Origin of the sequence: Gluconobacter kanchanaburiensis NBRC 103587 (assembly GCF_007988905.1) — a bacterium.
Lineage (GTDB): Bacteria > Pseudomonadota > Alphaproteobacteria > Acetobacterales > Acetobacteraceae > Gluconobacter > Gluconobacter kanchanaburiensis.
In genome coordinates, this window is record NZ_BJVA01000001.1 from 236,344 (window position 1) to 262,134 (window position 25,791).

29 protein-coding genes are annotated in these 25,791 nt (G+C 59.7%); 25 read left to right on the forward strand and 4 right to left on the reverse strand.

Annotated features, from left to right (window positions below):
• Window positions 1-3 precede the first annotated feature (3 nt).
• The 16 genes from lepB to gloA all read left to right on the forward strand — a co-directional run bounded on the left by lepB (window position 4) and on the right by gloA (window position 15,232).
• The gene (gene lepB / locus GKA01_RS01075) at window positions 4-819 is read left to right on the forward strand and encodes a signal peptidase I (protein WP_146858343.1); all 816 of its coding nucleotides are present in this window, start codon (window positions 4-6) and stop codon (window positions 817-819) included.
• Window positions 816-1,550 (forward strand): ribonuclease III, encoded by a 735-nt coding sequence (rnc, locus tag GKA01_RS01080; protein ID WP_146858345.1) that lies wholly within the window; start codon window positions 816-818, stop codon window positions 1,548-1,550. Before lepB ends, rnc begins: the two co-directional genes overlap by 4 nt.
• Before the next feature lie 25 nt (window positions 1,551-1,575).
• Window positions 1,576-2,463: a GTPase Era gene (gene era, locus GKA01_RS01085; protein ID WP_146858347.1), complete on the forward strand. Its 888-nt coding sequence runs from the start codon at window positions 1,576-1,578 to the stop codon at window positions 2,461-2,463.
• A gap of 110 nt (window positions 2,464-2,573) precedes the next feature.
• Window positions 2,574-3,314: a UMP kinase gene (pyrH, locus tag GKA01_RS01090; RefSeq protein WP_167506293.1), complete on the forward strand. Its 741-nt coding sequence runs from the start codon at window positions 2,574-2,576 to the stop codon at window positions 3,312-3,314.
• Window positions 3,315-3,381: 67 nt separating this feature from the next.
• Complete coding sequence (gene frr / locus GKA01_RS01095) at window positions 3,382-3,948, forward strand: ribosome recycling factor (RefSeq protein WP_146858349.1); 567 nt, start codon at window positions 3,382-3,384, stop codon at window positions 3,946-3,948.
• A gap of 68 nt (window positions 3,949-4,016) precedes the next feature.
• A complete protein-coding gene (gene uppS / locus GKA01_RS01100; RefSeq protein ID WP_146858351.1) occupies window positions 4,017-4,724 on the forward strand; it encodes a polyprenyl diphosphate synthase in 708 nt (235 codons plus the stop codon).
• A complete protein-coding gene (locus GKA01_RS01105) occupies window positions 4,721-5,572 on the forward strand; it encodes a phosphatidate cytidylyltransferase (RefSeq protein ID WP_146858353.1) in 852 nt (283 codons plus the stop codon). The genes uppS and GKA01_RS01105 overlap by 4 nt, the downstream gene beginning before the upstream one ends.
• Complete coding sequence (gene dxr / locus GKA01_RS01110; protein ID WP_146858355.1) at window positions 5,565-6,782, forward strand: 1-deoxy-D-xylulose-5-phosphate reductoisomerase; 1,218 nt, start codon at window positions 5,565-5,567, stop codon at window positions 6,780-6,782. The genes GKA01_RS01105 and dxr overlap by 8 nt, the downstream gene beginning before the upstream one ends.
• Window positions 6,775-7,875 (forward strand): RIP metalloprotease RseP, encoded by a 1,101-nt coding sequence (gene rseP / locus GKA01_RS01115; protein WP_146858357.1) that lies wholly within the window; start codon window positions 6,775-6,777, stop codon window positions 7,873-7,875. Before dxr ends, rseP begins: the two co-directional genes overlap by 8 nt.
• A gap of 171 nt (window positions 7,876-8,046) precedes the next feature.
• A complete protein-coding gene (gene bamA / locus GKA01_RS01120; protein ID WP_146858359.1) occupies window positions 8,047-10,482 on the forward strand; it encodes an outer membrane protein assembly factor BamA in 2,436 nt (811 codons plus the stop codon).
• Between the two features lie 52 nt (window positions 10,483-10,534).
• A complete protein-coding gene (locus tag GKA01_RS01125; protein WP_194265771.1) occupies window positions 10,535-11,437 on the forward strand; it encodes an OmpH family outer membrane protein in 903 nt (300 codons plus the stop codon).
• A gap of 11 nt (window positions 11,438-11,448) precedes the next feature.
• Entirely contained in the window at window positions 11,449-12,507 is a 1,059-nt protein-coding gene (gene lpxD, locus GKA01_RS01130; protein ID WP_146858361.1) for a UDP-3-O-(3-hydroxymyristoyl)glucosamine N-acyltransferase, read from the forward strand.
• Window positions 12,508-12,664: 157 nt separating this feature from the next.
• Window positions 12,665-13,135 (forward strand): 3-hydroxyacyl-ACP dehydratase FabZ, encoded by a 471-nt coding sequence (gene fabZ, locus GKA01_RS01135; RefSeq protein WP_371859237.1) that lies wholly within the window; start codon window positions 12,665-12,667, stop codon window positions 13,133-13,135.
• Window positions 13,136-13,140: 5 nt separating this feature from the next.
• The gene (gene lpxA / locus GKA01_RS01140; protein ID WP_146858365.1) at window positions 13,141-13,998 is read left to right on the forward strand and encodes an acyl-ACP--UDP-N-acetylglucosamine O-acyltransferase; all 858 of its coding nucleotides are present in this window, start codon (window positions 13,141-13,143) and stop codon (window positions 13,996-13,998) included.
• 2 nt (window positions 13,999-14,000) lie between these two features.
• Window positions 14,001-14,846, forward strand: coding sequence for an LpxI family protein (locus GKA01_RS01145; RefSeq protein ID WP_146858367.1), 846 nt, complete (start codon window positions 14,001-14,003; stop codon window positions 14,844-14,846).
• Window positions 14,843-15,232, forward strand: coding sequence for a lactoylglutathione lyase (gene gloA, locus GKA01_RS01150; protein ID WP_146858370.1), 390 nt, complete (start codon window positions 14,843-14,845; stop codon window positions 15,230-15,232). Before GKA01_RS01145 ends, gloA begins: the two co-directional genes overlap by 4 nt.
• Here gloA and GKA01_RS01155 read toward each other — a convergent pair.
• Window positions 15,216-15,440 carry a hypothetical protein gene (locus GKA01_RS01155; RefSeq protein WP_228119715.1) on the reverse strand — a complete coding sequence of 75 codons (225 nt, stop codon included), beginning with the start codon at window positions 15,438-15,440 and terminating at the stop codon, window positions 15,216-15,218. The two genes, gloA and GKA01_RS01155, sit on opposite strands and share 17 nt — an antisense overlap.
• Window positions 15,441-15,587: 147 nt before the next feature.
• Between GKA01_RS01155 and rpmH the strand changes: the two genes are divergently transcribed.
• The 6 genes from rpmH (at window position 15,588) to argB (ending at window position 19,849) form a co-directional block, all read left to right on the forward strand.
• Complete coding sequence (gene rpmH, locus GKA01_RS01160) at window positions 15,588-15,722, forward strand: 50S ribosomal protein L34 (RefSeq protein ID WP_062110587.1); 135 nt, start codon at window positions 15,588-15,590, stop codon at window positions 15,720-15,722.
• Window positions 15,723-15,733: 11 nt separating this feature from the next.
• Window positions 15,734-16,132, forward strand: a complete 399-nt coding sequence (rnpA, locus tag GKA01_RS01165; protein ID WP_167506297.1) for a ribonuclease P protein component — start codon at window positions 15,734-15,736, stop codon at window positions 16,130-16,132.
• An 8-nt stretch (window positions 16,133-16,140) separates the two neighbouring features.
• Window positions 16,141-16,380 carry a membrane protein insertion efficiency factor YidD gene (yidD, locus tag GKA01_RS01170; protein ID WP_228119714.1) on the forward strand — a complete coding sequence of 80 codons (240 nt, stop codon included), beginning with the start codon at window positions 16,141-16,143 and terminating at the stop codon, window positions 16,378-16,380.
• 102 nt (window positions 16,381-16,482) lie between these two features.
• On the forward strand, window positions 16,483-18,207 hold the full coding sequence (gene yidC / locus GKA01_RS01175; RefSeq protein WP_146858621.1) for a membrane protein insertase YidC: 1,725 nt from the start codon (window positions 16,483-16,485) through the stop codon (window positions 18,205-18,207).
• 17 nt (window positions 18,208-18,224) lie between these two features.
• Window positions 18,225-18,905, forward strand: a complete 681-nt coding sequence (gene yihA, locus GKA01_RS01180) for a ribosome biogenesis GTP-binding protein YihA/YsxC (RefSeq protein ID WP_146858623.1) — start codon at window positions 18,225-18,227, stop codon at window positions 18,903-18,905.
• Window positions 18,902-19,849, forward strand: coding sequence for an acetylglutamate kinase (gene argB / locus GKA01_RS01185; RefSeq protein WP_146858376.1), 948 nt, complete (start codon window positions 18,902-18,904; stop codon window positions 19,847-19,849). The genes yihA and argB overlap by 4 nt, the downstream gene beginning before the upstream one ends.
• 26 nt (window positions 19,850-19,875) lie before the next feature.
• On the opposite strand, the gene GKA01_RS01190 is transcribed toward argB, so the two are convergent.
• Entirely contained in the window at window positions 19,876-21,261 is a 1,386-nt protein-coding gene (locus tag GKA01_RS01190; protein ID WP_146858379.1) for a sensor domain-containing diguanylate cyclase, read from the reverse strand.
• Window positions 21,262-21,451: 190 nt separating this feature from the next.
• Between GKA01_RS01190 and dapD the strand changes: the two genes are divergently transcribed.
• Genes dapD through GKA01_RS01205 form a run of 3 tightly spaced genes read left to right on the forward strand, consistent with a single transcriptional unit; the run spans window position 21,452 to window position 24,052 of the window.
• Entirely contained in the window at window positions 21,452-22,282 is an 831-nt protein-coding gene (dapD, locus tag GKA01_RS01195; RefSeq protein WP_146858381.1) for a 2,3,4,5-tetrahydropyridine-2,6-dicarboxylate N-succinyltransferase, read from the forward strand.
• Window positions 22,283-22,286: 4 nt separating this feature from the next.
• Window positions 22,287-23,432, forward strand: coding sequence for a succinyl-diaminopimelate desuccinylase (gene dapE / locus GKA01_RS01200; protein WP_146858383.1), 1,146 nt, complete (start codon window positions 22,287-22,289; stop codon window positions 23,430-23,432).
• Between the two features lie 38 nt (window positions 23,433-23,470).
• A complete protein-coding gene (locus tag GKA01_RS01205; protein WP_146858385.1) occupies window positions 23,471-24,052 on the forward strand; it encodes a hypothetical protein in 582 nt (193 codons plus the stop codon).
• A 19-nt stretch (window positions 24,053-24,071) separates the two neighbouring features.
• On the opposite strand, the gene truA is transcribed toward GKA01_RS01205, so the two are convergent.
• Together truA and fmt are read right to left on the reverse strand one after the other, a co-directional pair.
• A complete protein-coding gene (truA, locus tag GKA01_RS01210) occupies window positions 24,072-24,884 on the reverse strand; it encodes a tRNA pseudouridine(38-40) synthase TruA (protein ID WP_146858387.1) in 813 nt (270 codons plus the stop codon).
• Window positions 24,877-25,791 (reverse strand): methionyl-tRNA formyltransferase, encoded by a 915-nt coding sequence (fmt, locus tag GKA01_RS01215; protein ID WP_146858389.1) that lies wholly within the window; start codon window positions 25,789-25,791, stop codon window positions 24,877-24,879. The genes truA and fmt overlap by 8 nt, the downstream gene beginning before the upstream one ends.

The window sequence follows — 25,791 nt, forward strand, 5'->3', positions numbered from 1 at the left end:
CTCATGACCAAGGACAACAGGCCCGTACCGGGTACAGAAGGCGCCGCGGACCAGCCGGTGCGCAGGGAAGAGACTCTGGGCGAGAGCATACGCTATTTCTGTGTGCTTCTGCTGGCGGTTTTTGCCGTGCGTTCGCTCGTTGTAGAGCCTTTCAATATTCCCTCCGGCTCGATGATCCCGACGCTCCAGATCGGGGATTTCGTTCTGGTCTCGAAATTCAGCTACGGCTATTCGCGGTTTTCCTTTCCGTTTTCGCCTAATGTGTTCAGCGGCCGTATTCTGGGGGCGGAACCGCATCGCGGGGATGTGGCGGTGTTTCGGTTCACGCGCGATACGTCCGTGGATTACATCAAGCGCATCGTTGGTCTGCCAGGCGATCATATTCAGGTTACGGGGGGGAAGCTTATCCTCAACGGGATCGAAGTGCCGCGTACGGCGCTCGGGCATTATGAAGTCCTTGATGAGAACAACCGTCTTCTAAGCGGGGAGCGGTATCGTGAAAGCCTGCCGGGCAGCGCGGGGCGTGCGCCGGTCGAACATGATATTCTCAAGCTGACGGACGAGGGGTTCGCAAACGACACGCCGGAATATGTTGTGCCGGATGGGTCGTTCTTCGCCATGGGCGATGATCGTGACGACAGTGCCGACAGCCGCTTCCAGGGTGACGGGCCGGATGATCTCGGTTTCGTGCCGATGCAGAACCTTGTCGGGCGTGCGCCGATTGTCCTGTTTTCCATGGATATGCGCCACCCAGCCTGGCAGTTCTGGTACTGGCCGACCGAGGTTCGCTGGAACCGCTTCCTGCATTCCGTCACATGACACTGTCCACGTCAGATGCCTTTGAGGCGATGCAGCGGGCGCTTGGCCACAATTTCGTTCGCCCCGAGCTGCTGAATGAAGCGCTGACACATCGGTCAGCCGTGTCAGGTCGGGACCCGCGTCGCGCCCGCCGCAGCCAGCGTCCCAAGGGAAGCGGGTCCAACGAGCGTCTCGAATTCATCGGGGACCGGGTTCTGGGTCTTCTCATGGCGGAATGGTTGCTGGAGCGTTACCCGGACGAGCAGGAGGGGGCGCTTGGCCCCCGTCACGCCCATCTGGTGTCGCGCACGGTGCTTGCGGAGATTGCCGATCAGGTCGGTCTGTCTGCGTCGCTGCGGATTTCTCCTCATGAGGAGGATGCCGGGATCAGGCGTCTGTCCAGTATCCGCGCAGATGCCATGGAGGCGCTGCTCGGGGCGCTCTATCTGGATGGCGGTCTGGAACCGGCCCGTCGCGTCGTGCGCCAGTACTGGCAGGCACGGATCGATAGCGCTGATCGCCCTCACAAGGAGCCCAAGACCCTGCTTCAGGAATATATGCTTTCGCAGGGTCTGCCGCTTCCGCATTATGAACTCCTGTCTTCGGACGGCCCGTCCCATGCGCCCGTGTTCCGCGTCAGCGTCACGACCATGGGGTATACGGGAACGGGAGAAGCCGGCAGCAAGAGGCTCGCGGAAAGTGCCGCGGCCACGGCCCTGCTGAAACACCTCGGTCAGACGGTGGCATCCTGAGATGTCACCAGCAAAGGATCAGAACATGACCACGCGCTGCGGTTTCGTGGCTCTCGTCGGCGCCCCGAACGCGGGGAAGTCCACCCTGCTGAACCGGATTGCCGGAGCCAAGCTGTCCATCGTCAGCCCCAAGGCCCAGACGACACGCTTCCGGACACTCGGGATCGTCATGCAGGACAATGCCCAGATCATTCTGGTGGACCTGCCAGGAATTTTCAAACCACGCCGTCGGCTGGACCGCGCGATGGTGAATGCCGCCTGGTCGGGATCGCAGGATGCGGACCTGACCCTGTTGCTGGTGGATGCGAAATCGGGTCTGCGCGAGGATGTTCGCGAGATCATTGCCAAGCTTGGCGAGAGCAAGGGGCGCATCTGGCTGGTTCTGAACAAGACGGATCTTGTGGAGCGTGCCGAATTGCTGCCCCTGACGCAGGAAATCAGCGGTCTCATTTCCGTTGAGCATGTTTTCATGCTCAGTGCCCGCTCGGGTGACGGGGTCAGTGACCTGATGGCGTCTCTGGCGACTGAACTGCCTGAAGGGCCGTTCCTGTATCCGGAAGACGATCTGACGGATCTTCCCGATCGGCTGCTTGCTGCGGAACTGGTTCGTGAGCAGATTTTCATGCAGACGCATGAGGAAATTCCGTATCAGGCGACAGTCGAGACCGAGAGTTTCAAGGAGCGACCTGACGGATCGGTGCGGATTGAAGTGACGATTTATGTTTCCCGCCCTGGGCACAAGGCCATCCTGATTGGGGAGGGCGGGCACAAGATCAAGTCGCTCGGCGCTCGGGCGCGTATGGAGCTTCAGGAGCTTCTGGACCGCAAGTGTCATCTTTTTCTGAATGTGAAGGAGCGGGCAGGCTGGGATGAGGAAAAGGCCCGTCTGCGTGCCATCGGTCTGGAAGACTGAAAGGATGGATGCCGGACTGATTGAAATCCGGTATCCTGACATCGCTTGTTCCAATCCTCCCACGTCTGTATGACAGGCGCACTTCAAGACACATCCAACCAGAGACGGGCATGATGACCGAAAATCGAGAACAGAGCCCCTCCTACAAACGCGTCCTTCTCAAGGTGTCCGGAGAGGCACTGATGGGGAACGGGCCGTCAGGGGTTGACCCCGTAATGGTGGACATGGTTGCCGCCGATATCGCCGAGGTCGTGGCTTCCGGGGTGGAGGTCTGCCTCGTTGTCGGGGGTGGCAATATTTTTCGCGGCCTCGCGGCCGCAGCGAAGGGCATGGACCGGGCGCAGGGTGACTATGCCGGAATGCTGGCGACCGTCATCAATGCGCTGATGCTCCAGAACGCGCTGGAGAAGCGTGGCATGGAGACGCGCGTCATGACCGCGATCCAGATGGCCTCGATCGCCGAGCCCTACATCCGTCGGCGGGCCGTGCGTCATATGGAAAAAGGTCGTGTCGTGATTTTCGCGGCGGGTACAGGTAATCCGTTTTTCACGACCGATACCGCTGCCGCCCTGCGTGCGAACGAAATGGAATGCGACGCGCTCTTCAAGGGAACGCAGGTGGATGGTGTCTATTCCGCCGATCCGCGTCGCAATCCCGATGCCCAGCGTTATGACCAGTTGACCTATCTCGAAGTGCTGGCCCGTGACCTGAACGTCATGGATGCGGCTGCCATCAGCCTCGCGCGGGAAAACAGATTGCCGATCGTGGTCTTCAACATGCATGCTCCCGGCTCTTTCAGTGCCGTGATGCGTGGAGAAGGGCGTTTCACCCGGATCATCGAAGCGGACTGATCTGCTTGTCGTCAACGAAATTCCGGAACGTGTTCCGGGAACAACGTCGAACTGAAAGGAACAGCTCATGTCTGCTGACCTGAATGACCTCATCGCCGACCTGACACGCCGGATGGACGGAGCGATCGAAAGCCTTCGTCGCGATCTGTCCGGTCTGCGTTCCGGACGTGCCAGCCCCAACCTGCTGGAGCCTGTGCGCGTCGAGGCTTATGGGTCCGAAGTGCCGCTGTCGCAGGTCGGGTCCATTGCCGTTCCTGAAGCCCGCATGCTGACAGTGTCTGTCTGGGATCGCACGGTGGTCGGTGCTGTCGAGCGCGCCATCCGGGACAGCGGCCTTGGCCTCAATCCGTCCACGGACGGCCAGACGGTTCGCGTTCCCATTCCGGCCCTGACCGAAGAGCGTCGCAACGAACTGGCCCGTGCGGCCAGCCGTTATGCTGAGAACGGCAAGATTTCCGTGCGTGGTGTGCGTCGTGATGGCATGGAGCAGACCAAGGCTCTGGAAAAGAAGAGCGACATCAGCCAGGACGATATGAAAACCTGGACGGATGCGATCCAGAAGCTGACGGATCAGTACATCAAGAAAGTGGACGATATCTTCGCGGATAAAGAACGCGAGATCAAACAGGTCTGATTGCGCGTTTGTCTGCAGGCTCTCTCCCCCGACCCGACCGTACCACCCCTCCGTCTACGGGGGATGGCGTGAACCCCGTTCCTGTCCATATCGCAATGATCATGGACGGGAACGGACGATGGGCCCGTGCGCGCAGGCTTCCTGTCGCCGCGGGGCATCGTCAGGGGGCTGAGTCCGTGCAGCAATGCGTCCGGACCGCCATCCGTCAGGGGGTGCGCTACCTGACGCTTTATGCGTTCTCCTCGGAGAACTGGCGTCGGTCCGCTGAGGAAGTCGGGGACCTGACGTCCCTGCTGCGCTTTTATCTGCGTCACAAGATCAATGAACTTCATTCCCAGGGCGTTCGTCTTCGGATCATCGGGGAGCCGGAGCGCTTCGAGGGGTCGTTGCGTGAAGAACTGCGACGCGCCGAGGCGCTGACGCTGAACAACACGACCCTGACCTTGACGCTTGCCCTGTCTTATGGCGGACGTGCCGATATCGTTCAGGCTGCCCGTCGCCTTGCTGAAGAGGCTGCGGCCGGGAGGATTTCCGCTGAGAATATCAGCGAAGACATGCTCGACGAGGCCCTTCAGACGGGCGACATGCCGGATCCGGATCTGGTGATCCGGACCAGCGGAGAGTGTCGTCTGTCCAATTTTCTCCTCTGGCAGAGTGCGTACGCCGAACTGGTTTTCATGGATGTTCTGTGGCCCGATTTCGGCGAGGCGGAATTTCTTGAAGCGCTCTCCCGTTTTGCAGGACGTCAGCGACGTTTTGGCGGTCGTCCGGTATGAGTGCCTCGTCCGCTAGGTGGTCGGATCTTCGGCTGCGTCTTTTGTCTGCCGCGGTTCTGGTGCCTGTTGCGGCGTTCTGCATCTGGCGGGGAGGGGCGATTTATGACGCTCTGATCCTGCTGGCGATGTTCGGTCTGGTCTGGGAGGGCGAGACGCTCATCCGTCAGCCATTGCGGACATGGCGTGGCGTTCTCCTGCTGGTCTGGCCCGTGATTGCGGGACTGGCTGCCCTGAAAGGGGAATGGAGTGCGGCATTCTGGATGATCTGGCCGACGCTAATTTTTGGTTTTCCGGCCAGCGTTCCTGTCATCGTGTCTATTGTTGGTGGATTGTCACTGCTGTGGCTGCGGCATCTGCCGAATGGCATGGCTTCCGTGTTGTTCGTGCTGTGTGTCGTGATCGCAAGTGACAGTTTCGCTTATCTGGCAGGGCGTATTTTTGGCGGTCCAAAGCTGGCACCGTCCATTTCCCCCGGTAAGACGCGCTCTGGTGCGATTGGCGGTCTGATGGGCGCCGCCCTGGCAGGGGGGCTCGTGGCCTGGTTGACCGCTCATGGGACGCAGGCTGGCGGTCTGCTCTGTGGTGCTGTTCTTGGGGTTTGCTCCCAGAGCGGCGACCTGTTGGAGAGCGCGGCGAAACGCCGTCTTGGCGTCAAGGATTCCGGCCGTCTCATACCAGGCCATGGCGGTCTTCTGGACCGTTTCGACGGCCTTCTTGCAGCAGCTCCCGCAGCGGCTCTGCTGTCGCTGCTGGTGGCGGGACAGCCCTTCTGGTCCATTCTTCCTGCAGATCTGACTGGCGGTTCTGCACACCCACCTATTTCTCAGGGGAGCTTTTCTCATGACTGACGGTTCCGCACGTCGTCGCGTTACGGTGCTAGGCAGCACGGGCAGCATTGGGACCTCGACGGTCGATCTACTTGCTCGTATTCCTGAAGAAATTGAGGTGCGCGCTCTGGTTGGGGGATGCAATGCGCCTCTTCTTGCCGAGCAGGCCCGCCGTCTGAATGCTGAAGTCGCCGTCATTCATGACGAACGCCGGTATGAAGAGCTGAAAGCGTGTCTGGCCGGGTCCGGGATCCGCACCGCCGCGGGACGACAGGCTGTCATCGAAGCCGGTGCCATGGAAGCCGACTGGACAATGGCCGCCATTACAGGCGCCGCGGGACTGGAGCCCACACTTGCCGCCGCCCGTAATGGTCATGCGATTGCGCTTGCGAACAAGGAAGCTCTGGTTTGTGCGGGAGATGTCATGCTCCGCGCGGTTGCCGAAGCCGGAGCCACGCTGTTGCCCGTTGATTCGGAGCATAACGCCATTGCCCAGTCTCTCGGCGCCTGTGACATGGACAGCGTTGAGAAGATCATCCTGACGGCTTCGGGTGGACCGTTCCGCAAATCTTCTCTGGAAGACATGCGGGCTGCTACTCCGGAAAAGGCGTTGAAGCATCCGACATGGACCATGGGGGCAAAGATCACGATTGATTCCGCGTCCATGGCGAACAAGGGTCTGGAAGTTATTGAGGCAGCCAGACTTTTCGGTCTGACCGAAGATCGCATCGATGTTCTGGTACATCCGCAGTCCGTTGTGCATGGTCTGGTTCAGTTTCGTGATGGCAGTCTCGTTTCCCAGATGGGATCGGCAGACATGCGCATTCCCATCGCCCACACACTTGCCTGGCCGAAGCGGATGGAGACGCCGTGTGACCGCCTTGATCTGGCGGCATACGGCACGCTGGAATTCGAAGCTCCGGATGAAGTGCGTTTTGCGCCGCTGCGTCTGGCCCGGCAGGTTCTCCGGGCGGGAGGTGCCGCGCCTGCCGTATTCTCGGCCGCGAACGAAGTGGCGGTTGATGCCTTTCTCAACCGTCGTATCGGCTTTCTTGGTATCGGCGAGACGATCGAGGCCGCCTTGCAGGCTATGGACGAAAACCCGGAACTCACGACTCTTGACGAAGTGCTGCACTGGGATGCCCGGGGCCGAGCTCTGGCGGAGGCTCACATCCTGCGGGAGAGTGGCCAGTTGCGGAATACTGTGAGCGAGGCTTCCCTGAATGCATGATCTTCTGCGCACCATTCTGGCTTATGTTCTGATCCTTGGCATCCTCGTGTTCATTCATGAGCTTGGACATTATCTGGCTGCACGATGGCGTGGTGTGAAGGTCGAGACCTTCTCCATCGGTTTTGGTCCTGCAATTCACCGCTGGCATGACAGGTCCGGGACTGAGTGGCGGATCAGTGCCATTCCGCTCGGCGGATTCGTCAAACCTCATGGCTTTGAGGGGCCGGAGGATGCGACGGAAGAGCAGAAATTGGCCTGGATCCCGGGGCGGACCTTTCACGACAAACCCGTGGGGTCCCGGGCTCTCGTCATCATCATGGGACCGCTTTTCAACTTCATTTTCGCGATCCTTGCATTCACCGTTCTCTTCGCGGTGGTCGGCAAACCCGAAATCCGGGGGGACATTACGCAGGTTACAGCCGGAAGTGCCGCGGATCATGCGGGGCTGAAATCCGGAGATATCATTACCCGTATCGGGAATACGCCCATTTTGGGTGCCGAGGATGTAATGGCAACCGTGGCAGGTCTGCCTGGAAAGCAGACGACCTTGGGAATTCACCGTGGTTCTGAAACGCTGACGCTGCCTGTTACGCTCGGTACCCTCAAGCAGGGTGGGCATGAGATCGGAAGCCTTGGAATAGGGTTTGCCGTTTCTCCAGGAAAACCTGTTTCGTTACCTGCGGCTTTCATCATGGGTCTTCGGGAAACATGGGACAAGTCGGTCATGACCCTTGAAGGGGTCTGGCAGATCGTGAGCGGGCAGCGCAGTGCGAGAGAACTGGGTGGCACGATTCGCATTGCCCAACTCTCCGGGCAGGTTGCAAGTTACGGTCTGGCCAGCATCATTTCTTTCATGGCGCTGCTCTCAATCAACCTCGGATTGATCAATCTTTTTCCGATCCCCGTGCTCGATGGCGGGCGGCTTGTTTTCTATGTGTGTGAGGCAATCCGCGGGCGTCCGGTCTCCAAAAAGGTTCAGGATGTCAGCATGCAGGCGGGAATGGCCTTGATCGGCGCGCTTTTCCTGTTCTCGACGGTGAACGATCTGACGAACGTTGGACTGTTCCACTGGCTCTTTCACGCAGTAAGCTAAATATTCTGAAAAGACTTGTGATACAGTCGAATACGTAAGGGCATCTTGCGCGGTGCAGGGGTTATCGGATACCCCGGCCAGTGGCATGACGTGTCAGTCGCCTGCGAAAAATATGTTACAAGGAAAGCCGGTTTGTCAGGATCACGGTCAAGAGGTTCCCGGTCTTCGAACATGCGTCTGATGCTTCTTGCATCAGCCTGTCTGCTGCCGGCCACCTTCGGCGCAGCCCAAGCGCGCTCTGTTCGTCATCAGGCGCCGGCAGGAGCTTCAGCATCGGGCGGCAATATCATTCAGGCCATCTCGGTCAAGGGGAACACCCGTATCGAGACGAGCACGGTGCTGTCCTACATGGTGGCGCAGCCGGGGGATACGTTCAATCAGGACGATCTCGACCGCTCGCTGAAGACCTTGTACGCGACGGGGCTCTTCAAGGATGTGACGCTGCATCGTGACGGCAATACGCTTCTTGTGGATCTCGTTGAGAATCCGATCGTCAACCGCATTGTTTTCGAAGGCAATCATGCCCTGAAGGACGAGGACCTGCGCAAAGAGATCAGCCTGCGGCCACGTGCCGTCTTCTCTTCGCAGACGACAGCTGCCGATCGCCAGAAGATCCTGAACCAGTATGCCGGCAAGGCGCGTTTCGGCGCGACGGTCACGCCGCAGATCGTCAAGCTTTCCCATAATCGTGTGGATGTGGTCTTCAATATCAATGAAGCGCAGCAGACACTCATCAAGAAGATCGTGTTTGTCGGCAATCACGCCTTCAGCGAAGCCCGTCTTGCGCAGGTCATATCTTCCAAGGAAACGATCTGGTACCGGTTCTTCTCTTCTTCGGATGAGTACAATCCCGAACGCGTGAAGTATGACGCCGAACTGCTGCGCCGTTTCTATCTGCATAATGGATTTGTCGACTTCCATATGGTCGATGCGACTGGCGAGCTCGCGCCTGACCATAAGTCTTTTTACATTACCTTCACTATTCACGAGGGCGATCGCTACCGTCTGGGGAAGATGGAGACGCGTTCCAGCGTTCGGCACGTCACGCAGGACATGCTCCGTTCCCATATCGAGCTGTTTCCCCATCAGTGGTATGATGGTACGGCAATCCAGAACAATACCAAGAACATGCAGGAATGGCTTCAGGCGACTGGCCATCCCTTCGCCATGGTGCGTTCGGAAATTGCCCGTAACCCTGAAAAGCATCTCGTCAATCTGCTGTTTGACGTGACGGAAGGGCCGCATGTGTATGTCGAGCGGATCGACATCAACGGCAACACCATCACCCATGACGATGTGATCCGTCGCAACCTGCCCATGGCGGAAGGGGACCCGTACACCCCGTTCGATCGTAAATATTCCAAGCTTGGTCTGCAGGATCTTGGATATTTCAGTTCCGTGTCGGTGGACCAGACGCAGGGGTCTGCGCCAGACCGAGTGAACGTTTCTGCGAATGTGGTTGAGAAGCCGACGGGAGAATTCTCCCTTGGCGGCGGTTATTCCACAGACGTCGGTATCCTCGGTAATGCGTCGATCAAGCAGCATAACCTGCTCGGAACGGGCGTGGATGCCGGTATCTCCGGTACGGTTGCCTATTATGAAAAGCAGGCCGATATCTCAGTTACCGATCCCTATTTCCTGAACCGGAACCTTGTGGCCGGTGCGGACTTCTATTTCATCCAGAACAACTATCAGACGTATCAGAGTTATAAAGAGTCCCAGTACGGCATGAGCCTGCGACTGGGTTATGCCTATAACCGATATCTGTCACAGTCCTGGAACTACACCCTCGTTGATCGTCAGGTTGGTAACTTCTACGACGCTTCCGCTGTCGCAGAAGATCCTAGCCTGATCCAGTGGGTTCCTTCCATTTATGTTCAGCAGTCCGCTGGATGGTCGCTGCTATCGCAGCTCAGCACATCTGTAACGTATGATCGCCGTGACCGTCGGAGCAATCCGCATAGCGGCTATATGTTCAAGGTCGGCGGTGACTTCGCGGGTCTGGGTGGAAACTCAAAATACGCTCGTGTGAAGGCGGATGGTGCTTATTACCTGCCGCTGGATGACCTGACCGGGAACCATGACTGGACCTTCCAGTTCAAGGGTGGTGTCGGTTACATGGGAGACTGGAGCTCCAGCGGCAAACGCAACATCATCGATAACTTCTATCTCGGTGGTGAAAATCTGCGTGGCTTCCTTCAGGGTGGTGTCGGGCCGCGTTCGGGCCATCTCAAGATCAACGGCGTTTATATCCCTGCTCAGGGTCAGGAAGATCTTCTGGGTGGCCGGTTCATGTACACGGCCTCTGCTCAGCTCAACTTTCCGCTGCCAATGGGTGACGACCTCGGAGTTTCCGGTCGTGGCTTTATCGATGCTGGTAGCCTTGCTGGCGTGCGCGTCAAGCATTTGTACACGAACCGTACGAATGATGGCGACAACTACACCCCGATCACCGGCGATAATCTGATTCCGCGTGTTTCTGGCGGCCTTGGTGTGTCGTGGAAGAGCCCGTTTGGTCTTGTCAATATCGACGGTGCGATCCCCATCCGCAAGGAACATGGTGATCGTCTTTATCCGCTGCGTTTCGGTTTTGGCCAGCAGTTCTGAGCTGCGCGACACCTTGCCGTCCTGTTCTTCAACCCCTTCTCAAGAGGTGGTCATGACCTTCATTTCCCTGATGCGCCCGGTTTCGGCCGGAGCGCTTCTGGCTGCGACGATTCTTGCCTCCGCGCCTGGCGCTCATGCCCAGGCGGCAGGCGGCAACGGTGGCTGGTTTGTTCCCAAGGCTGCCCACCCGGAGGCGCCGGCCGCGCGTCCGGTGCAGCGTCGTATTCCGGTTTCCGCACCTGAGGAAGATGAGGAGTCCGCTCCTGCCGAACAGCAGCAGGCTCCTCCGGTTTTACCGCTCCCGCCGATCCCGGCTCCTCCGACCATTGCGAAAGCGGCTCCTCCGCCGGCGGCTGTGATCGGGGTGATCAATGTTCAGGCCGTCATGCAGATTTCCAGTGCCTGGCAGGAGATCCAGCAGGTGCTGGGGGCGCGTCGCGATCGTCTGGCGCAGGCTGTGCAGCGCGAGGAAGCGGCATGGCGTGGCGAGCAGCAGAAGTTGCAGGCGCAGGCACGCACACTGACGTCCGACCAGATCCAGTTGCGTGAGCGTCACCTTCAGGAGCGGCGCGCCAAGGACCAGCATGATTTCGGCAATCAGGCCCGTGTCATCCAGGAAGCAGCGCAGGTTGCCATGCATCAGATCGAGCGTGAGCTGGAGGAGCCCAGCGGCATTATTGCCGCAGTTGCAGCCGCTCACAACATGAACCTCATCCTTCATGCGGAGCAGGTTGTGCTTCATGTGGGCGGTCAGGACATCACCGAGGAAGTCGGCGCTCAGCTTAACAAGACGCTGCCGCATGTTTTTATTCCTGATGATGGTGTCGATCCGGAGCAGCTTGCCCGCTCCGGCAAGATGCCGACGACGGCTGATGAGCAGCGACAGGTGCAAGCTCCCCAGCAGGAGCCGACCGCTTCGGCGCCAGGTGAGTCCGTTCTTCGCCAGCATCACTGAGGTGACAGATCATGTCTGACGTCTCCGTAACGGAAAGCCGGCCCGGCGACAGCCGTTTCTTCCAGCGTTCAGGGCCTTTCGGGCTTGAGCGACTGGCGGAAGTGTCGGATAGCACAATCGTCGTCGCCGCATCGGGGAAGGGGCTTTCCGAATTTCGGGGCGTCGCCCCTCTGCATGTTGCGGGGCCTGACGAGGTCAGCTTTCTCGATAACCGCCGTTATCTTCCGCTTCTGGCGGAAACCCGGGCAGGCGCTGTCATTCTCTCTCCCGCTTTTTCTGATAAGCTACCTCCCGATACTGCGGGGCTGGTTTGTAAAACGCCCTATCTCGCCTGGGCCCGGGTCGCGACGCTGTTTCACCCGGCACCGACCTCAACCGGGCTGCACCATTCGACGGCCTGCATCGCCGACGATGCGGAAATCGGCGAAAACGTCGAAATCGGTCCTTTTGCGGTGATCGGCAACGGGGTTCGGATCGGTCGGGACAGTGTGATCGGCAGTCATGTCAGTATCGGGCAGAGCGTGGAAATTGGTGCCCGGTGCCGGATCGGTGCGCATGCTGCGATTTCCCATGCGCGCATCGGCGAACGGGTCACCCTTTACCCGGGTGTTCGCATTGGTCAGGATGGCTTCGGGTTTGCGGTTGGCCCCGATGGGTTCGAAACCGTGCCCCAGCTTGGTCTTGTCGTGCTGGAGGATGGTGTTGAAATCGGTGCCAATTCCACAATTGATCGTGGATCGATGCGCGATACCCTGATCGGAGCCGGGACCCGTATCGATAATCTTGTGCAGATCGGGCATAATGCGCGTCTTGGGCGTTGTTGCATTGTGGTCTCGCAGGCGGGTATTTCGGGCTCTACCGAACTCGGCGATTTTGTTACGATTGCCGCGCAGGCTGGACTTATCGGTCATATCAAAATCGGCGCAAAAGCCCGGATTGGTGCTCAGTGCGGCGTGATGTCGGATGTAGATGCTGGAGCCGATGTCATCGGCAGTCCCGCCATGCCGTTCCGTGAGTTTTTCCGGAACGTTGCGACCCTGCGCAGGCTCTCCCGCAAAAGCGCCGACTAGTACTGGCGACTGGCGCTCCGGCGGCGCGGATGGTAACTCGGCCCTAGGTTTGCTAAGGGAAGCCTTCCGCGCTGCCAGAACGCAGCCTGACTGATTTACAACACCGCTTGAAGGGCATGGTGAAACGATGGACCGAGTGGACGCTTCAGCTGAACAGATGACTCCTGCTGCCGCTGACGGCCATCAGGTTCCGGAGAGCATCGACATCCTGAAGATCATGCAGTCGATCCCGCATCGTTATCCGTTCCTGCTGATCGACAAGATGGTCGAGATCCATGCCGGCCAGTCAGCCATCGGTATCAAGAACGTCACGGTCAACGAGCCTTTTTTCCAGGGCCATTTCCCGTCTCATCCTGTCATGCCGGGTGTATTGATCGTCGAGGCCATGGCTCAGACCGCAGCTACGCTGGTCGTCATGACCCTTGGGGCCGCCTTTGAAGGGAAGCTCGTCTATTTCATGACGATCGAGAATGCGAAGTTCCGTCGGCCGGTCGGTCCGGGGGATCAGCTCCGGATCCATGTGGACAAAGAGCGCTCCCGCGCCAATGTCTGGAAGTTCAAGGGTATTGCCCGCGTTGATGGCGTGGCTGTCGCCGAGGCGACTTTCAGTGCGATGATTATGGGTTGATTCTGATGCAGATGGCAGGCAAGCGCCCCGAAACCGCCGAAATCCACGCGACCGCAATCGTTGATCCGCGTGCACGCATCGGCGAGAACGTGCGCATCGGACCCTGGTGTCTGGTTGGCCCCAACGTCACGATCGGTGACGGGGTCTGTCTGCATGCGTCGGTTCTGGTGGATGGATACACGACCCTGCGCGAAGGCGTGGAAGTCTATCCATTCGTCACAATTGGTCTGGCACCTCAGGACCTGAAATATGCAGGCGAGCCGACATTGTGCGAAGTCGGCGCCAACACGGTCATCCGTGAGAATGTCACGATCCATCGTGGAACCGCGCAGGGGCACGCCCTGACACGGATTGGCGCAAACTGTCTGATTATGGCCAATTCCCACGTCGCCCATGACTGTGTTCTGGGGAATCGCGTCATCATCGTGAACAATGTGGTTATGGGTGGCCATGTTGAAATTGATGACGACGCCAAGATCATGGGCTCTGCCGCGCTCCATCAGTTCGTTCGTATAGGGCGTGGCGCCGTGGTCGGAGGTGTCTGTGGTGTGGAAATGGACGTCATTCCCTATGGAAGCGTGCTGGGTAACCGGGCCCGTCTGGTTGGCCTGAACTGGATCGGGCTGAAACGGTCCGGGGTGGGGCCGGACGAAATGCAGGCCATGCGTCGCGCGTTCCGGACACTTTATCCCCGTCACGGCGCCACCGAAACCGTGCTGGAAAGTCGCATCGCGGCGGTGCGTGAGGAATATGGTCATCTGCCGCGCATTGCGGAGATGCTGGACTTCATGGAGGCGCCCAGTCGGCGGGGCCTGACCCGCGTCGCGCGTCAGGAAGGGCAGTCCGAAACCGAAGGCGCCTGACAGTGGGGGATCGGGGCTGCATTGGAATTCTGGCAGGTTCGGGGCCTCTTCCCGCGCAGGTCGCCGCCGCAGCTATCGCCAAAGGCCGGAAGGTTTTTGTGGTCGGCTTTCGCGATTTTGCGGATAGCGCCCGGCTTGCGCCCTATCCGCACGAGATCATCCGTCTTGCGGCTGCGGGGGATATCCTCGGGGCTCTCAAACGCCATCAATGTCGTGAACTGGTGCTGATCGGGCCTGTCCGCCGCCCGGCATGGCGCGATCTGCGTCCCGATGCCGAAGGTGCACGGATTCTGGCACGTCTGGGTCGGGCCATTTTCTCCGGTGATGATGGTCTGCTGGGAGCCGTTGTCCGCGTTCTGAGCGAAGAAGGATTTCATGTTCGCGGTGCGCATGAATTCCTTGAGCATGCAACAGGACGATCGGGAACGCTGGGGCGGGTGCTCCCTGATGCTCAGGCCCAGCGGGATATTATTCGTGGCGTTGAGGTCCTCAAGGCCATGGCTGTTCTCGATATTGGTCAGGGATGCGTCGTCCAGAACGGACTTGTTCTTGCTGTTGAAGCGCTTGAAGGAACGGACGCAATGCTGGGACGGTGTGGACGCCTCATGCAGGCTGGAAGTGGCGGCGTTTTGGTAAAAATGCCCAAAACGGGTCAGGACCTGCGTGCTGACATGCCAACGATCGGGCCCGAAACGCTGGAGAATGCGGCCCGGAACGGATTGAGAGGTGTGGCGTTTCAGCCCGGAGTAACGCTCATGACGGACCCTGCGGGCTGTGTCAGGCTGGCCGACCGCTACGGACTGTTTTTGTATGGGCTGACGCCGGAAGATCTGAAGGATAGCAAATGAATACGTTTCTGCATACGATGGTCAGAATCCGGGATATCGACCGGAGTCTGGCATTCTACAAACTGCTCGGCATGAAAGAACTGCGCCGGAAGGAAGTGCGGGAAGGGCGTTATACGCTGGTTTTTATCGGATTCGCCGATAACGAGCATGGACAGGCCGAAATCGAGTTGACGTATAACTGGGACCAGGAAGGCGATTATGACGTCGGAACCGGGTTCGGTCATTTTGCGATCGGTGTTCCCGATGTTGCTGCTCTGGTGGAGGCGGTCCGTGCGGGAGGCGGCAAGGTGACGCGCGAGGCGGGTCCTCTGAAATTCGGCACAATCATCATTGCTTTCGTCGAGGACCCGGACGGTTACAAGATCGAACTTATTGAGAAGAACTAGCTTTTTTCAGAAGTTTTAATGCTTTCTCCAGCGCCGTGACAATTGTCGCGGCGTTTTCTTTTACTGCCGGATCGCTATGGGATTTTAGAATATCCGCACAGAGCAGCGCGGGGGCCAGGGCATTGCGCAGATCATGCCTGAATGTTGCGATATCCTCTGTCTGCGGGGTGGAGATGTCTGAGGACACGCTTTTGCTGGACTCGGTCATTGTCTGAACTTCCTGTAGGTCTGGCATTGACATGAGTGGCCTGCGTGCTTACAAGCCCGGGTCTCAATCACCGGGCGTTTCGTGCGCCCGATCGACGCGGATGTCCAGTAACAGAGACGTCCGCCTGATTATTTAAGGATCAACGTCATGAAGCGCACGTATCAACCCTCCAAGCTGGTTCGCAAGCGTCGTCACGGTTTCCGTACGCGTAGCGAGACCGTCGGCGGCCGCCGCGTGCTTGCCAACCGTCGCGCCAAGGGCCGTAAGAAGCTCTCCGCCTGAGTTCGCGGAACATCAGCACGACCCATACGCCGCACCGCCTGAAAAAGCGGTCGCAGTTTCTGCGTGTAGCCGGGAAGGGGCGTAAGGTCGCCACTCCCGGAATGGTTGTGCAACTCCTGTTAGACGACGCGACTGAGACCCGCGTTGGTTTCACGGTTACCAAGAAAGTCGGTAATTCCGTCATTCGAAACCGTACCCGTCGTCGTCTTCGGGAAGCCCTGCGCCTTGTCGCGCGGGAGGACGGGATACCGTCTGGAGATTTCGTCCTGATTGGGCGTGACAAAACCCGGGGACGGGACTTTTCTCTTCTGAAAAACGATCTGCGACATGCCCTTCGCAAGGGGGGGGATGTCAGCTCTGGCGATAATCCGCGTGCAGAGCCTGCCGGAAAGTCGGTCCGCGCGAAATGATTGCGCCCATGATCAGGCAAGCTGTCACGGCCCTGATGCTTTCATTGATCGACGCCTACAAGCTTTTCATCAGTCCCTTCATAGGCACCAACTGCCGTTTTGATCCGACGTGCAGCAGTTATGCGCTGACAGTGATCCGGGAGCATGGTCCTTTCCGGGGTGGATGGCTGGCTATTTGCCGGATCGCACGTTGTCATCCCTGGGCCAAAGGTGGAACGGATCTGCCTCCGAAGCCACACCATCATTAAAAAAGCCCGGCAAAACATGCGCCGCCTATTGTTTTGAACGCGCTTTTCGGCCACTTGAGGCGCAAGCCCTATCCAGTGAGACGAAAGACCGGCATCCGCCCGATGGACATCAAGCGCATTATTGCGGCCACCATTCTCTCGGCCCTTATCCTGATCGGTTTCGACTATTTCATGCCGAAACCCCATCAGGATGATCCCCATCCCGACACTCATGTGACCGCACAGGTCCAGAAGAGCGCTCCTGTCCCACCTGTTTCCGCGGCCGAGGCCGCGCCAGGGCCGGTCAGTGCACGACGTATCTCCATTACCGGGCCGGACGTTCAGGGGTCTCTCAACCTGCAAGGTGCAGTGCTGGATGACCTGATTCTCACGAAGTATCGTGAGACGCTCGCCAAGGACAGCCCGCTGGTGCGTCTTTTGGACAAGGCTGGGAGCGCGCATCCGACCTTTGTCGCGGTCGGTTGGACCAATGCGCCAGGCTCGAACGTACGGGTGCCGGACCTGAACACCGTTTGGGAAAGTGCGGATGAGGCGCTGACGCCGGATCATCCTGTCACCCTTCACTGGGATAACGGGGAGGGACTGGTGTTCTCAATCCAGATCGGATTGGACGCGCATTACATGTTCGCGGTGAGCCAGGCGGTGGAGAACCATTCGGGCCAGCCTGTGGCGCTTGTGCCCTTCCAGCGTGTACAGCGTGATTACGATGCGCCGGAAGGAGCCTTCACCGCCCATGAAGGTCCGATCGCCGTCGTTGGTGGCCGGATGCAGGACGAAAGCTACAAGAACCTGCGTAAAGGGGCGGACCACCCGGATCACGTCTCCTGGTCTTCCACAGGCACCAGTGGGTGGGACGGCATTAGCGACAAGTTCTGGCTGACGGCTGTGGCGCCCGCTGACGGAACGCCCGTTACCGCGAGCTTTGCCTATGTCCCGGGGAGCACATCCGGGTCCTATCAGGTGGGTATGTCGGCACAGACCGCCCAGCAGATCATGCCGAACGGCTCCATTACTGCGAAGAGCCACGTCTTTGCGGGTGCGAAGGTTGTCAGCCTGCTGCAGGGCTACAGCAAACAGCTCGGTATTCCGGACCTGGACAAGGCGATCGACTTCGGCTGGTTCAGCTTCCTGACCCGGCCGCTGCTGACGCTTCTGCACTGGCTGTATCTGCATATCGGCAATTTCGGCCTCGCGCTGATGGCGCTGACGCTGATCGTCAAGATCGTTCTTTTCCCGCTGGCCTCCAAGGCGGCGCAGTCTTCGGCGCGCATGCGTCTGCTGGCGCCGAAGGTCAAGGAAATCCGGGAGAAGAACAAGGACGATCCGATGGCCATGAACCAGAAGGTCATGGCGCTGTATCGTGAGGAGAAGGTGAGCCCGGCGAGCGGCTGTCTGCCGATGCTGATCCAGGCGCCGATTTTCTTCTGCTTGTACAAGATCCTGAACATCAGTATCGATGCACGCCATGCGCCGTTCTTCGGCTGGATCCATGATCTGTCGATGCCGGACCCGACGAACGTGTTCAATCTGTTCGGACTGCTGCCATTCGATCCGACGCATTATTCATCGTTCCTGCATGTTAGCATCTGGGGTACGGCGCTCGGCTTGACGTTCTGGCTGTTGCAGCGCCAGACCAGTTCAACGGCGAGCCTTGATCCGGCACAGGCACGGATGATGCAGTTCATGCCGCTGGTCTATGTGTTCTTCATGTCCGGCTTCCCGGCCAGTCTTCTGGTCTATTACACTTGGAACAACCTGCTGACGGTTGCGCAGCAGATCTTCATCCAGCGCCGGACGGGTCTGCCCGTTCCGGTATCGCGGACCTGAGGTCTGGCAGAGACATGATGAAAGAAATCCCGGGTCCTCCGACCGAGGCCCAGATCGAGGACGGGCGACTTCTGTTCGCGGGGGAATGTGAGTTCTTCTTCGGCTCGCAGAAGATCGACCAGCTTCCGCCTGTGGGCCGGCCGGAAGTGGCGTTCGCGGGCCGTTCCAATGTCGGCAAGTCCAGTATCATCAATGCCCTGACGGGACGGCGCGCGCTGGCGCGGGCCTCGTCTGAGCCGGGACGGACGAAGCAGCTCAACTTCTTCAATCTGGCGGACCGGCTGTCTCTCGTGGACATGCCGGGCTACGGGTTCGCCAAGGCAGCGAAGTCGGTCAAGGAAGACTGGCAGGACATGATGTTCGCCTATCTCCGCGGTCGGACCACGCTGGAACGAGTTATTCTGCTTTTAGATGCGCGGATCGAGCTCAAGGCATCGGACAAGGATGTCATGGAGTTGCTGGATCGCGCGGCCGTGGTGTTCCAGATCGTGCTGACCAAGTGCGATCAGGTGAAGCCGAAGGCACTGGCTGCGAAGATCGCGGAAGTCGAGGCGCTGGCGCTCAAGCATGCCGCCGCCTACCCGCGCATCATTGCTACGAGCAGTGAAACCGGCTTTGGAATCGAGGATCTGCGGGCGGAAATCGCCCGTTTTGCCGTGCCACTTCAGGCGTCAGGGGAAGGACAGTCCGGATCATGACCAGCAAAACCCCCAACAGCACTCACAGCGACAAGCTGCCCGAGGTGCCTCCCGTCGTGAATGCCGAAGAGGCCCAGCAGCAGGCAGCCATCCTGTCCAGTGCGCTGCCATTTCTGCGGCGCTATGCCGGCGACACCATCGTCGTCAAATATGGTGGCCATGCCATGGGCGAGGGCAAGCTGGCGCATGCATTCGGTTATGACATTGCCCTGCTCAAGCTCGTCGGCATCAATCCGATCGTGGTGCATGGTGGCGGACCGCAGATCAGTGCCATGCTCGACCGACTCAAGATTCGTTCCGAGTTCATTGATGGTCTGCGTGTAACTGACAAGTCGATGGTCGATGTGATCGAGATGGTCTTGTCGGGCAGCGTCAACAAGCAGGTTGCGGAACTCATCAACCGGGCCGGAGCGCTGGCTGTCGGCCTGTCAGGCAAGGATGGTGGCCTGATCAAGGCGAGGCGTCTGACGCGGACGAGACGGGATCCCGGAAGCGAAATCGAGAAGGTCATCGACCTTGGGTTTGTGGGGCAGCCCGAAAAGATTGATCCGCGCGTTCTTTACGCTCTTCTTGGCGCAGGGCTGATTCCCGTCATTGCGCCGGTCGGTGTCGGTGAGAATGGCGAGACCTATAACATCAACGCGGACACGGCAGCAGGTGCGATTGCGGGAGCCGTTCACGCATCGCGTCTTCTGATGCTGACGGACGTTCCGGGTGTTCTGGATGAAAATGGCAAGCTGATTGAGGAATTGAGCGCGGAAGAAGCTCGTCGTCGTATTGCGGATGGGTCGATTTCAGGGGGAATGATTCCCAAGGTCGAGACGTGTCTCGAAGCTGTTCAGAAGGGCGCGAAGGCTGCGGTCATTCTGGATGGCCGCGTGCCGCATAGCTGCCTTTTGGAGCTGTTTACGCGGGCTGGGCCGGGTACGCTCATCAAGGCCTGACGAAGGCCACGTGCTTTTAGAAGGGATTATGGCGCTTCATGTGAGAAGCGCCATTTCCTGTTTTCGGCCAGGCCTTCCTGCATGGCCTGAAGACCCCGTTCAAGCAGGCTCTCCGGTGTTTCGTCGGCATTGGACTCACGCGAGACCAGTCCAAGCTGGAGCGGCAGGTGGACGGGGGGATCAATCAGGATGGGCACGCCATGGGCGGTCATCCGTTCCGCACGTTCCGCCGCAGCGAAGCGGTCTCCGCCATCCATCCACAAAGCGAACGTATTATTGCTGAGGCGGCCGATCGCATCTGTTGGACGCACGGCCTTGCGCAGAAGCGCCACGCACTGGCGGAGAGCCTGTTCACTGGCTTCAAAACCGCGGCTTTTCGACAGTTCCGTGAGGCCCGGGACGCGTGCAAGGATCAATGTGGCGGCCATGGCTTCCTGATCCAGCCTGCGGCAACGCCGTTCGATTTCCGCTTTCAGCCCGTTCCAGTTCAGCAGATTGGATGAAATGTCATAATCGGAATCGGTGAGGATCCGACGGTGAATTCCATCCAGTTCCCAGAAGCCCGCAAGGAGCGAGCAGGCTGTTTGGCAGAGTTGGCGTTCTGGCACCGACCATGGGGCGTGACGCCACAGGACGAGACAGAGCTGCTGAAGGCTGCGGACGCTTTCCCGACAGATCAGGACATGGGAGTTGCCGGCTATGAACATGCTAATGCCGGGATCGAAATGTGTTGCGAGGACGCTCTCGATGTCAGGGGAGAGAGGTGACGAAACGAAGAGAGGGCTTTTCGGACTGCCCGTGTCGATAAGGGCTCCTTCAGCCCCGAGCGGGGTCACAAGGGCTTCCATGGCCGTGGCTGACGCCAGACGGGGAACGATTGCTTTGCGCAGGGCGGCCGTAACCTCTGCGAGTACGGACAGTCCGTCTGTATCCGGGAGCGGGTGAACGCCCGGCAGGTGTGATCCGGGGATGGGGGGACCCAGTTCGATTGAGGCTGAAGGGGAAACCGCTTTGAGGGTACCGCGTGCGCCGGTGACTCTGCCTTCATGATCGCTGAAGGGCGCGGCGGAGAGAATGGCAGTCAGAGAGGTTCCCTGCGGAGTCATGATTTGTAGGAGAGTACCAACATGCGGGCGGAGGATGTCGACGCCTTCGCAAAAGGTGCTGAATGGATGTCCGATCAGCGGGGTTGTCGGTCCACCAAGCCATGTATCCGGCGAGATCAGGATGATCCGTCCCTGAGTGTCGGTTTCGAAAATAAGGTCGACGGCCTGGTATAGCAGGGATCGCCAGCGCTCGCGGCTTTCCAGCGTCGACGCCAGCAGGTTCCGCAGTTCCTGCGGGCTTTCGTCGGACGTGGATCCGCTTGTGAGCTGGGACAGCAAGGTACGCATATCAGGCAAAGGCGACATATCCCGCAGAAAGCTCCTGGTCGGGGTGGCCGATAAAGGCTTACTGTCCTCTTAAGCAGGGTGGATTAAGAAGTCATTAACAACGCGGGTCGTCTGCTGCGGGTCATGACGGCATAAAGATGCGTTGACATGCTCCGCACGGAACCGCATGGTCCGGCGGATTTCTGCTTCCTGTTACCGGACCGATCTGATGCCGAATGCACCTCTTCGTACTGCCATCGAAGCTCTGTGGGAGCGCCGCACGACTCTCAGCGCCCGCACGGAAGGCGAAGATCGGGACGTCGTGGAGAAGGCCCTGTCCGCTCTGGATTCGGGAAGCCTTCGCGTTGCTGAGCCCACTACGGACGGGTGGGTTGTTCATGAGTGGCTGAAAAAGGCCGTCCTGCTGTCTTTCCGCCTGAATGATAGCCGCGTCATGGAGCGGGGTTGTGGTGGCGAGCCTGCTTTCGACAAGGTTCCTTTGAAGTTCGATGGCTGGGACCAGTTCCGTTTTGCCGAGGCCGGGTTCCGGGCGGTTCCGGGTGCGATCGTGCGTCGCTCCGCCTTTATCGCGCCGAATGTGGTGCTCATGCCGAGCTTCGTAAACGTGGGTGCCCGCGTGGACAGCGGAACCATGATCGATACATGGGCCACCGTCGGATCCTGCGCGCAGATTGGCAAGAACTGCCATATCAGCGGCGGCGCCGGTATCGGCGGCGTTCTGGAGCCGCTGCAGGCTGCACCTGTCATCATCGAGGATGACTGCTTCATCGGGGCGCGCTCCGAAGTGGCTGAGGGCGTTGTCGTGGAAAAGGGCTCCGTCCTGTCGATGGGTGTCTTCCTCGGGGCCTCCACGAAGATCGTGGACCGTTCAACGGGTGAAGTCTTTATGGGACGCGTTCCGGCGTATTCCGTCGTTGTGCCGGGTACGCTGCCCCCCAAAGAGCCGGGGATGCCGTCGCTGGCCTGTGCGGTCATCGTGAAGCGCGTGGACGAGCGGACACGCTCCAAGACATCGATCAACGATCTTCTGCGCGACTGATCTGGTGTCGGGGCCGTCTCTGCCAATCGATCCTGTCGCACTGGCGCGGGATCTGCTGCGCTGTCCCTCCGTGACGCCAGCCGATGGAGGCGCGCAGAGCCTTCTGGCAGATGTTTTGGAAGGGATGGGGTTTCGAACAGTCCATCTGCCTTTCGGGCCGGTGGAGGCTCCCACTCCGAATCTCTATGCCCGGTTGGGAGAAGGCCACCCGCTGCTCTGTTTTGCCGGGCATACCGATGTCGTGCCCCCGGGAGATGGCTGGGCGCATGATCCGTTTGCTGCCGAGATCCAGGACGACCGGCTTTATGGCCGGGGTATAGCGGACATGAAGGGGGGCGTTGCCTGCTTCGTGGCAGCCGTGGCGCGACGTCTGGAGCAGGGGCCGCTGAACGGTTCGATTGCCCTTCTCATCACGGGTGATGAAGAAGGCCCTGCCCATTTTGGTACAAAGCCGGTGATCGAGTGGCTCGCGGAGCGGAACGAGCTTCCGGATTTCTGTCTGCTGGGGGAGCCCACCAATCCCCAGGCGCTTGGGGATGTCATCAAAATCGGCCGACGCGGGAGCATGAATGCTGTCGTGACCGTGGCGGGCACTCAGGGGCATGTGGCCTATCCGCATCTGGCGGATAACCCTGTTCACCGGCTTCTGGCCGCTTTTTCCGAACTGACTGCGCCGGAACTGGATCAGGGGAGTGAATGGTTTGAGCCATCATCGCTTCAGGTGACGAGCATTGATGTCGGGAACATGGCGACCAATGTTATCCCGGGAGAGGCTGTCGGTCGGTTGAACATCCGCTTCAACGATCTGCACACGGGTACTGGCCTGACGCAGTGGATTGAGAACGTTGTGCAGCGTCATGCACCGCAGGCTGACGTGGCGGTGTCGGTCAGTGGTGAGGCGTTTCTGACGCAGCCGGGTCCGACTGTGGCGTGTCTGTCGGAAGCGGTCCGGACGGTGACGGGCCGGGTTCCCAAACTTGATACAGGGGGCGGGACGTCAGATGCGCGATTTATTTCGCGTTACTGCGATGTCGCCGAATTCGGGCTCGTGGGTGCGACCATGCACAAGCGTGACGAGCATGTGGAACTTCAGACGCTGGAAGATCTGACGCGGATCTATCTGGCGTTTATGGAAGGATACGGCGTGTGACTTCCGGACGACCGGGTCCTTTTCCACCGAATGGCAACATGGCCATTCCACTGGGCGTATGGCTGCTGGGACGGGGACGCTCCGAAGGGATCAGCTGCTTTGCCCCGGGTGCCGGAGCGCTCCTTGCCGCCCTGGCCCCCACGATCGCGCTTGCGGTTATCGGGGTATGGATGGCGTTCATGGTGCCGTCCTCCGAGCGTATCATGGGTCTGACACGGGCCGTGGTGCCGCTTGTCTGCACCTTGCTGCAGCTTGTCGTTTCAGAACTTTATGCCCGGATGCTGAACAGAACGGGGCTCTGGAGCCGCTATGCTACGGCGTCACTATGGTGTGGATGGCTTCCGTTGGCGATGCTGATCGTGGCACAGGGAGTTCTTCACCTTGTTCTGCCCGGAACCGCGGTTTCCGATCAGGCGCTGGCCGGGCTTGCCTTTGGAGCCCAGCTCTACACGCTGTGGCTGACCTGGTATGTGACCCGGGTCGGGCTTGTGACAACGGGCTGGCAGGCGTTTGTCATGACAGCATTACAGACCGCGCCTGTGGGAATACTTCTCTGGGTGCTTTGGCTTTTGCCACCACACTATAACGCCGTCGTGGATCTGCTCGGACTGTCGTCCTGAACGTGGAGTGGGATCGGACTTAAGAACCCCTTCCGAACGGATTGTCGGGGTAGCCGACATCCATCAGGCACAGGCCTTCGGGAGGGGCGGTCTGTCCCGCTGCACAGCGGTCCCGCGCTTCCAGAACGGCAATGATTTTTTCGACCGGCCAGAGGCCCGCGCCGATCATCATCAGGGTGCCCGCCATATTGCGGACCTGATGGTGTAGGAAGGAGCGCGCCTTCGTATCGATTAGGACAAGCTCGCCGTCACGCTGGACGTTCAGGACGTCCAGCGTGCGAACGGGGCTTCTGGCCTGACACGCGACCGCGCGGAAGGACGTGAAATCATGAGGGCCGAGAAGATGGTTCGCGGCCTGCTGCATGAGATCCACATCCAGCGGGCGCTTGATGTGCCAGACGCGGTTTTCCATCAGGCCCGGGCGGGCGGGACGGTTGAGGATCGTGTAGCGGTAGCTGCGCCATGTCGCGGAGAAGCGAGCATTCCACTCTGGCCCGACCTTTACCGTTTCCAGAACGACAACGCGGTGCGGCTTGAGATGATATCCCATGCCGTCGCGGATCTGCCGGGCGTCGATCGGTGCGTCATCCGGGAAATCGAGATGGATGACCATGCCGGCCGCGTGAACGCCGGCATCCGTGCGCCCGGCAGTGATGCTGGGGACGGGACGGTTGCGGACCAGTTTCGAGGCGGCGGCTTCGATCAGGCTCTGAATGGAGGGGCCGTCACTTTGTTTCTGCCAGCCGAGATAGCCAGTGCCGTCATATTCGATGCGTAAGGCCCAGCGGTTCAGGCCGGAAGGCTCCTGGACCGGAGCCTGCGCGTCAGACAAGGAGTGTCCCTTTCGGCACGGGCTGACCGCGCAGGAAATCTGCGGCGGATATCATGCTGCGTCCGGGTTTCTGAACGCGCTCGATGCGAATCGCACCGGTGCCACAAGCGATCGTCAGCGCGTCGTCGATCGTAGTGCCGGGGGAGATGGCAGCAGCAGTACCCGGAAGTGGGGTAGCTGTGCCGATTTTCAGCACGACACCATCGAGCGTCGTGAACGCACCGGGCCAGGGCGTGAGACCACGGATCTGCCGGTCGATCTCGGTGGCGCTGCGTCTCCAGTCGATACGGCCATCTTCGCGTGTCAGGCGTTCGGCGTAGGTGACGCCTTCTGAGGGTTGCGGAACCGGCGTCGGGTGTTCAGCCAGCGCACGAACGACCAGCCGGCCACCGATTTCTGACAGACGGTCATGCAGTGTGCTGGCGGTATCGGTCGCGCTGATGGGCGTGGCCTCCTCCAGCAGCACTGCGCCGGTATCGAGACCTTCATCCATCTGCATGATGGAGACGCCGCTCTGGCTGTCTCCGGCAAGAATAGCGGACTGGATGGGGGAGGCGCCACGCCAGCGGGGCAGAAGGCTCGCATGGATGTTCAGGCAGCCCAGACGCGGGGCGTCGAGCATCTCTTTGGGTAGAATGAGACCATAGGCGGCGACCACGGCGGCATCGGCATTCAGGGCGGCGAAAGCTGCGTGCTCCGCCGTGTCGCGGCGGACGCGCGAGGGGGTTCGTACTTCGATCCCGGCGGCCTCTGCGGCTTCATGAACCGGCGAGCGACGGAGCGCCTTGCCCCGACCTGCCGGACGCGGCGGCTGCGTATAGACCGCGACAACGTCGTGACCGGCGGCAAGCAGGGCGTGCAACGCCGACACTGAGAAGTCCGGTGTTCCCATGAAGATCAGCCGCAT

Bases quoted from the DNA above. Each gene is read 5' to 3' on its own strand.
- GKA01_RS01205 (WP_146858385.1), top strand. From the start codon at position 23,471: ATGGCCATTCCACTGGGCGTATGGCTGCTGGGACGGGGACGCTCCGAA.
- fmt (WP_146858389.1), bottom strand. From the start codon at position 25,791: ATGCGGCTGATCTTCATGGGAACACCGGACTTCTCAGTGTCGGCGTTG.
- dxr (WP_146858355.1), top strand. From the start codon at position 5,565: ATGACTGACGGTTCCGCACGTCGTCGCGTTACGGTGCTAGGCAGCACG.
- rnc (WP_146858345.1), top strand. From the start codon at position 816: ATGACACTGTCCACGTCAGATGCCTTTGAGGCGATGCAGCGGGCGCTT.
- era (WP_146858347.1), top strand. From the start codon at position 1,576: ATGACCACGCGCTGCGGTTTCGTGGCTCTCGTCGGCGCCCCGAACGCG.
- yidD (WP_228119714.1), top strand. From the start codon at position 16,141: ATGATCAGGCAAGCTGTCACGGCCCTGATGCTTTCATTGATCGACGCC.
- pyrH (WP_167506293.1), top strand. From the start codon at position 2,574: ATGATGACCGAAAATCGAGAACAGAGCCCCTCCTACAAACGCGTCCTT.
- dapD (WP_146858381.1), top strand. From the start codon at position 21,452: ATGCCGAATGCACCTCTTCGTACTGCCATCGAAGCTCTGTGGGAGCGC.
- lpxA (WP_146858365.1), top strand. From the start codon at position 13,141: ATGCAGATGGCAGGCAAGCGCCCCGAAACCGCCGAAATCCACGCGACC.
- GKA01_RS01155 (WP_228119715.1), bottom strand. From the start codon at position 15,440: ATGACCGAGTCCAGCAAAAGCGTGTCCTCAGACATCTCCACCCCGCAG.
- GKA01_RS01105 (WP_146858353.1), top strand. From the start codon at position 4,721: ATGAGTGCCTCGTCCGCTAGGTGGTCGGATCTTCGGCTGCGTCTTTTG.
- rpmH (WP_062110587.1), top strand. From the start codon at position 15,588: ATGAAGCGCACGTATCAACCCTCCAAGCTGGTTCGCAAGCGTCGTCAC.
- yidC (WP_146858621.1), top strand. From the start codon at position 16,483: ATGGACATCAAGCGCATTATTGCGGCCACCATTCTCTCGGCCCTTATC.
- lepB (WP_146858343.1), top strand. From the start codon at position 4: ATGACCAAGGACAACAGGCCCGTACCGGGTACAGAAGGCGCCGCGGAC.
- frr (WP_146858349.1), top strand. From the start codon at position 3,382: ATGTCTGCTGACCTGAATGACCTCATCGCCGACCTGACACGCCGGATG.
- gloA (WP_146858370.1), top strand. From the start codon at position 14,843: ATGAATACGTTTCTGCATACGATGGTCAGAATCCGGGATATCGACCGG.
- argB (WP_146858376.1), top strand. From the start codon at position 18,902: ATGACCAGCAAAACCCCCAACAGCACTCACAGCGACAAGCTGCCCGAG.
- GKA01_RS01190 (WP_146858379.1), bottom strand. From the start codon at position 21,261: ATGTCGCCTTTGCCTGATATGCGTACCTTGCTGTCCCAGCTCACAAGC.
- rseP (WP_146858357.1), top strand. From the start codon at position 6,775: ATGCATGATCTTCTGCGCACCATTCTGGCTTATGTTCTGATCCTTGGC.
- fabZ (WP_371859237.1), top strand. From the start codon at position 12,665: ATGACTCCTGCTGCCGCTGACGGCCATCAGGTTCCGGAGAGCATCGAC.
- yihA (WP_146858623.1), top strand. From the start codon at position 18,225: ATGAAAGAAATCCCGGGTCCTCCGACCGAGGCCCAGATCGAGGACGGG.
- lpxD (WP_146858361.1), top strand. From the start codon at position 11,449: ATGTCTGACGTCTCCGTAACGGAAAGCCGGCCCGGCGACAGCCGTTTC.
- bamA (WP_146858359.1), top strand. From the start codon at position 8,047: ATGCGTCTGATGCTTCTTGCATCAGCCTGTCTGCTGCCGGCCACCTTC.
- GKA01_RS01125 (WP_194265771.1), top strand. From the start codon at position 10,535: ATGACCTTCATTTCCCTGATGCGCCCGGTTTCGGCCGGAGCGCTTCTG.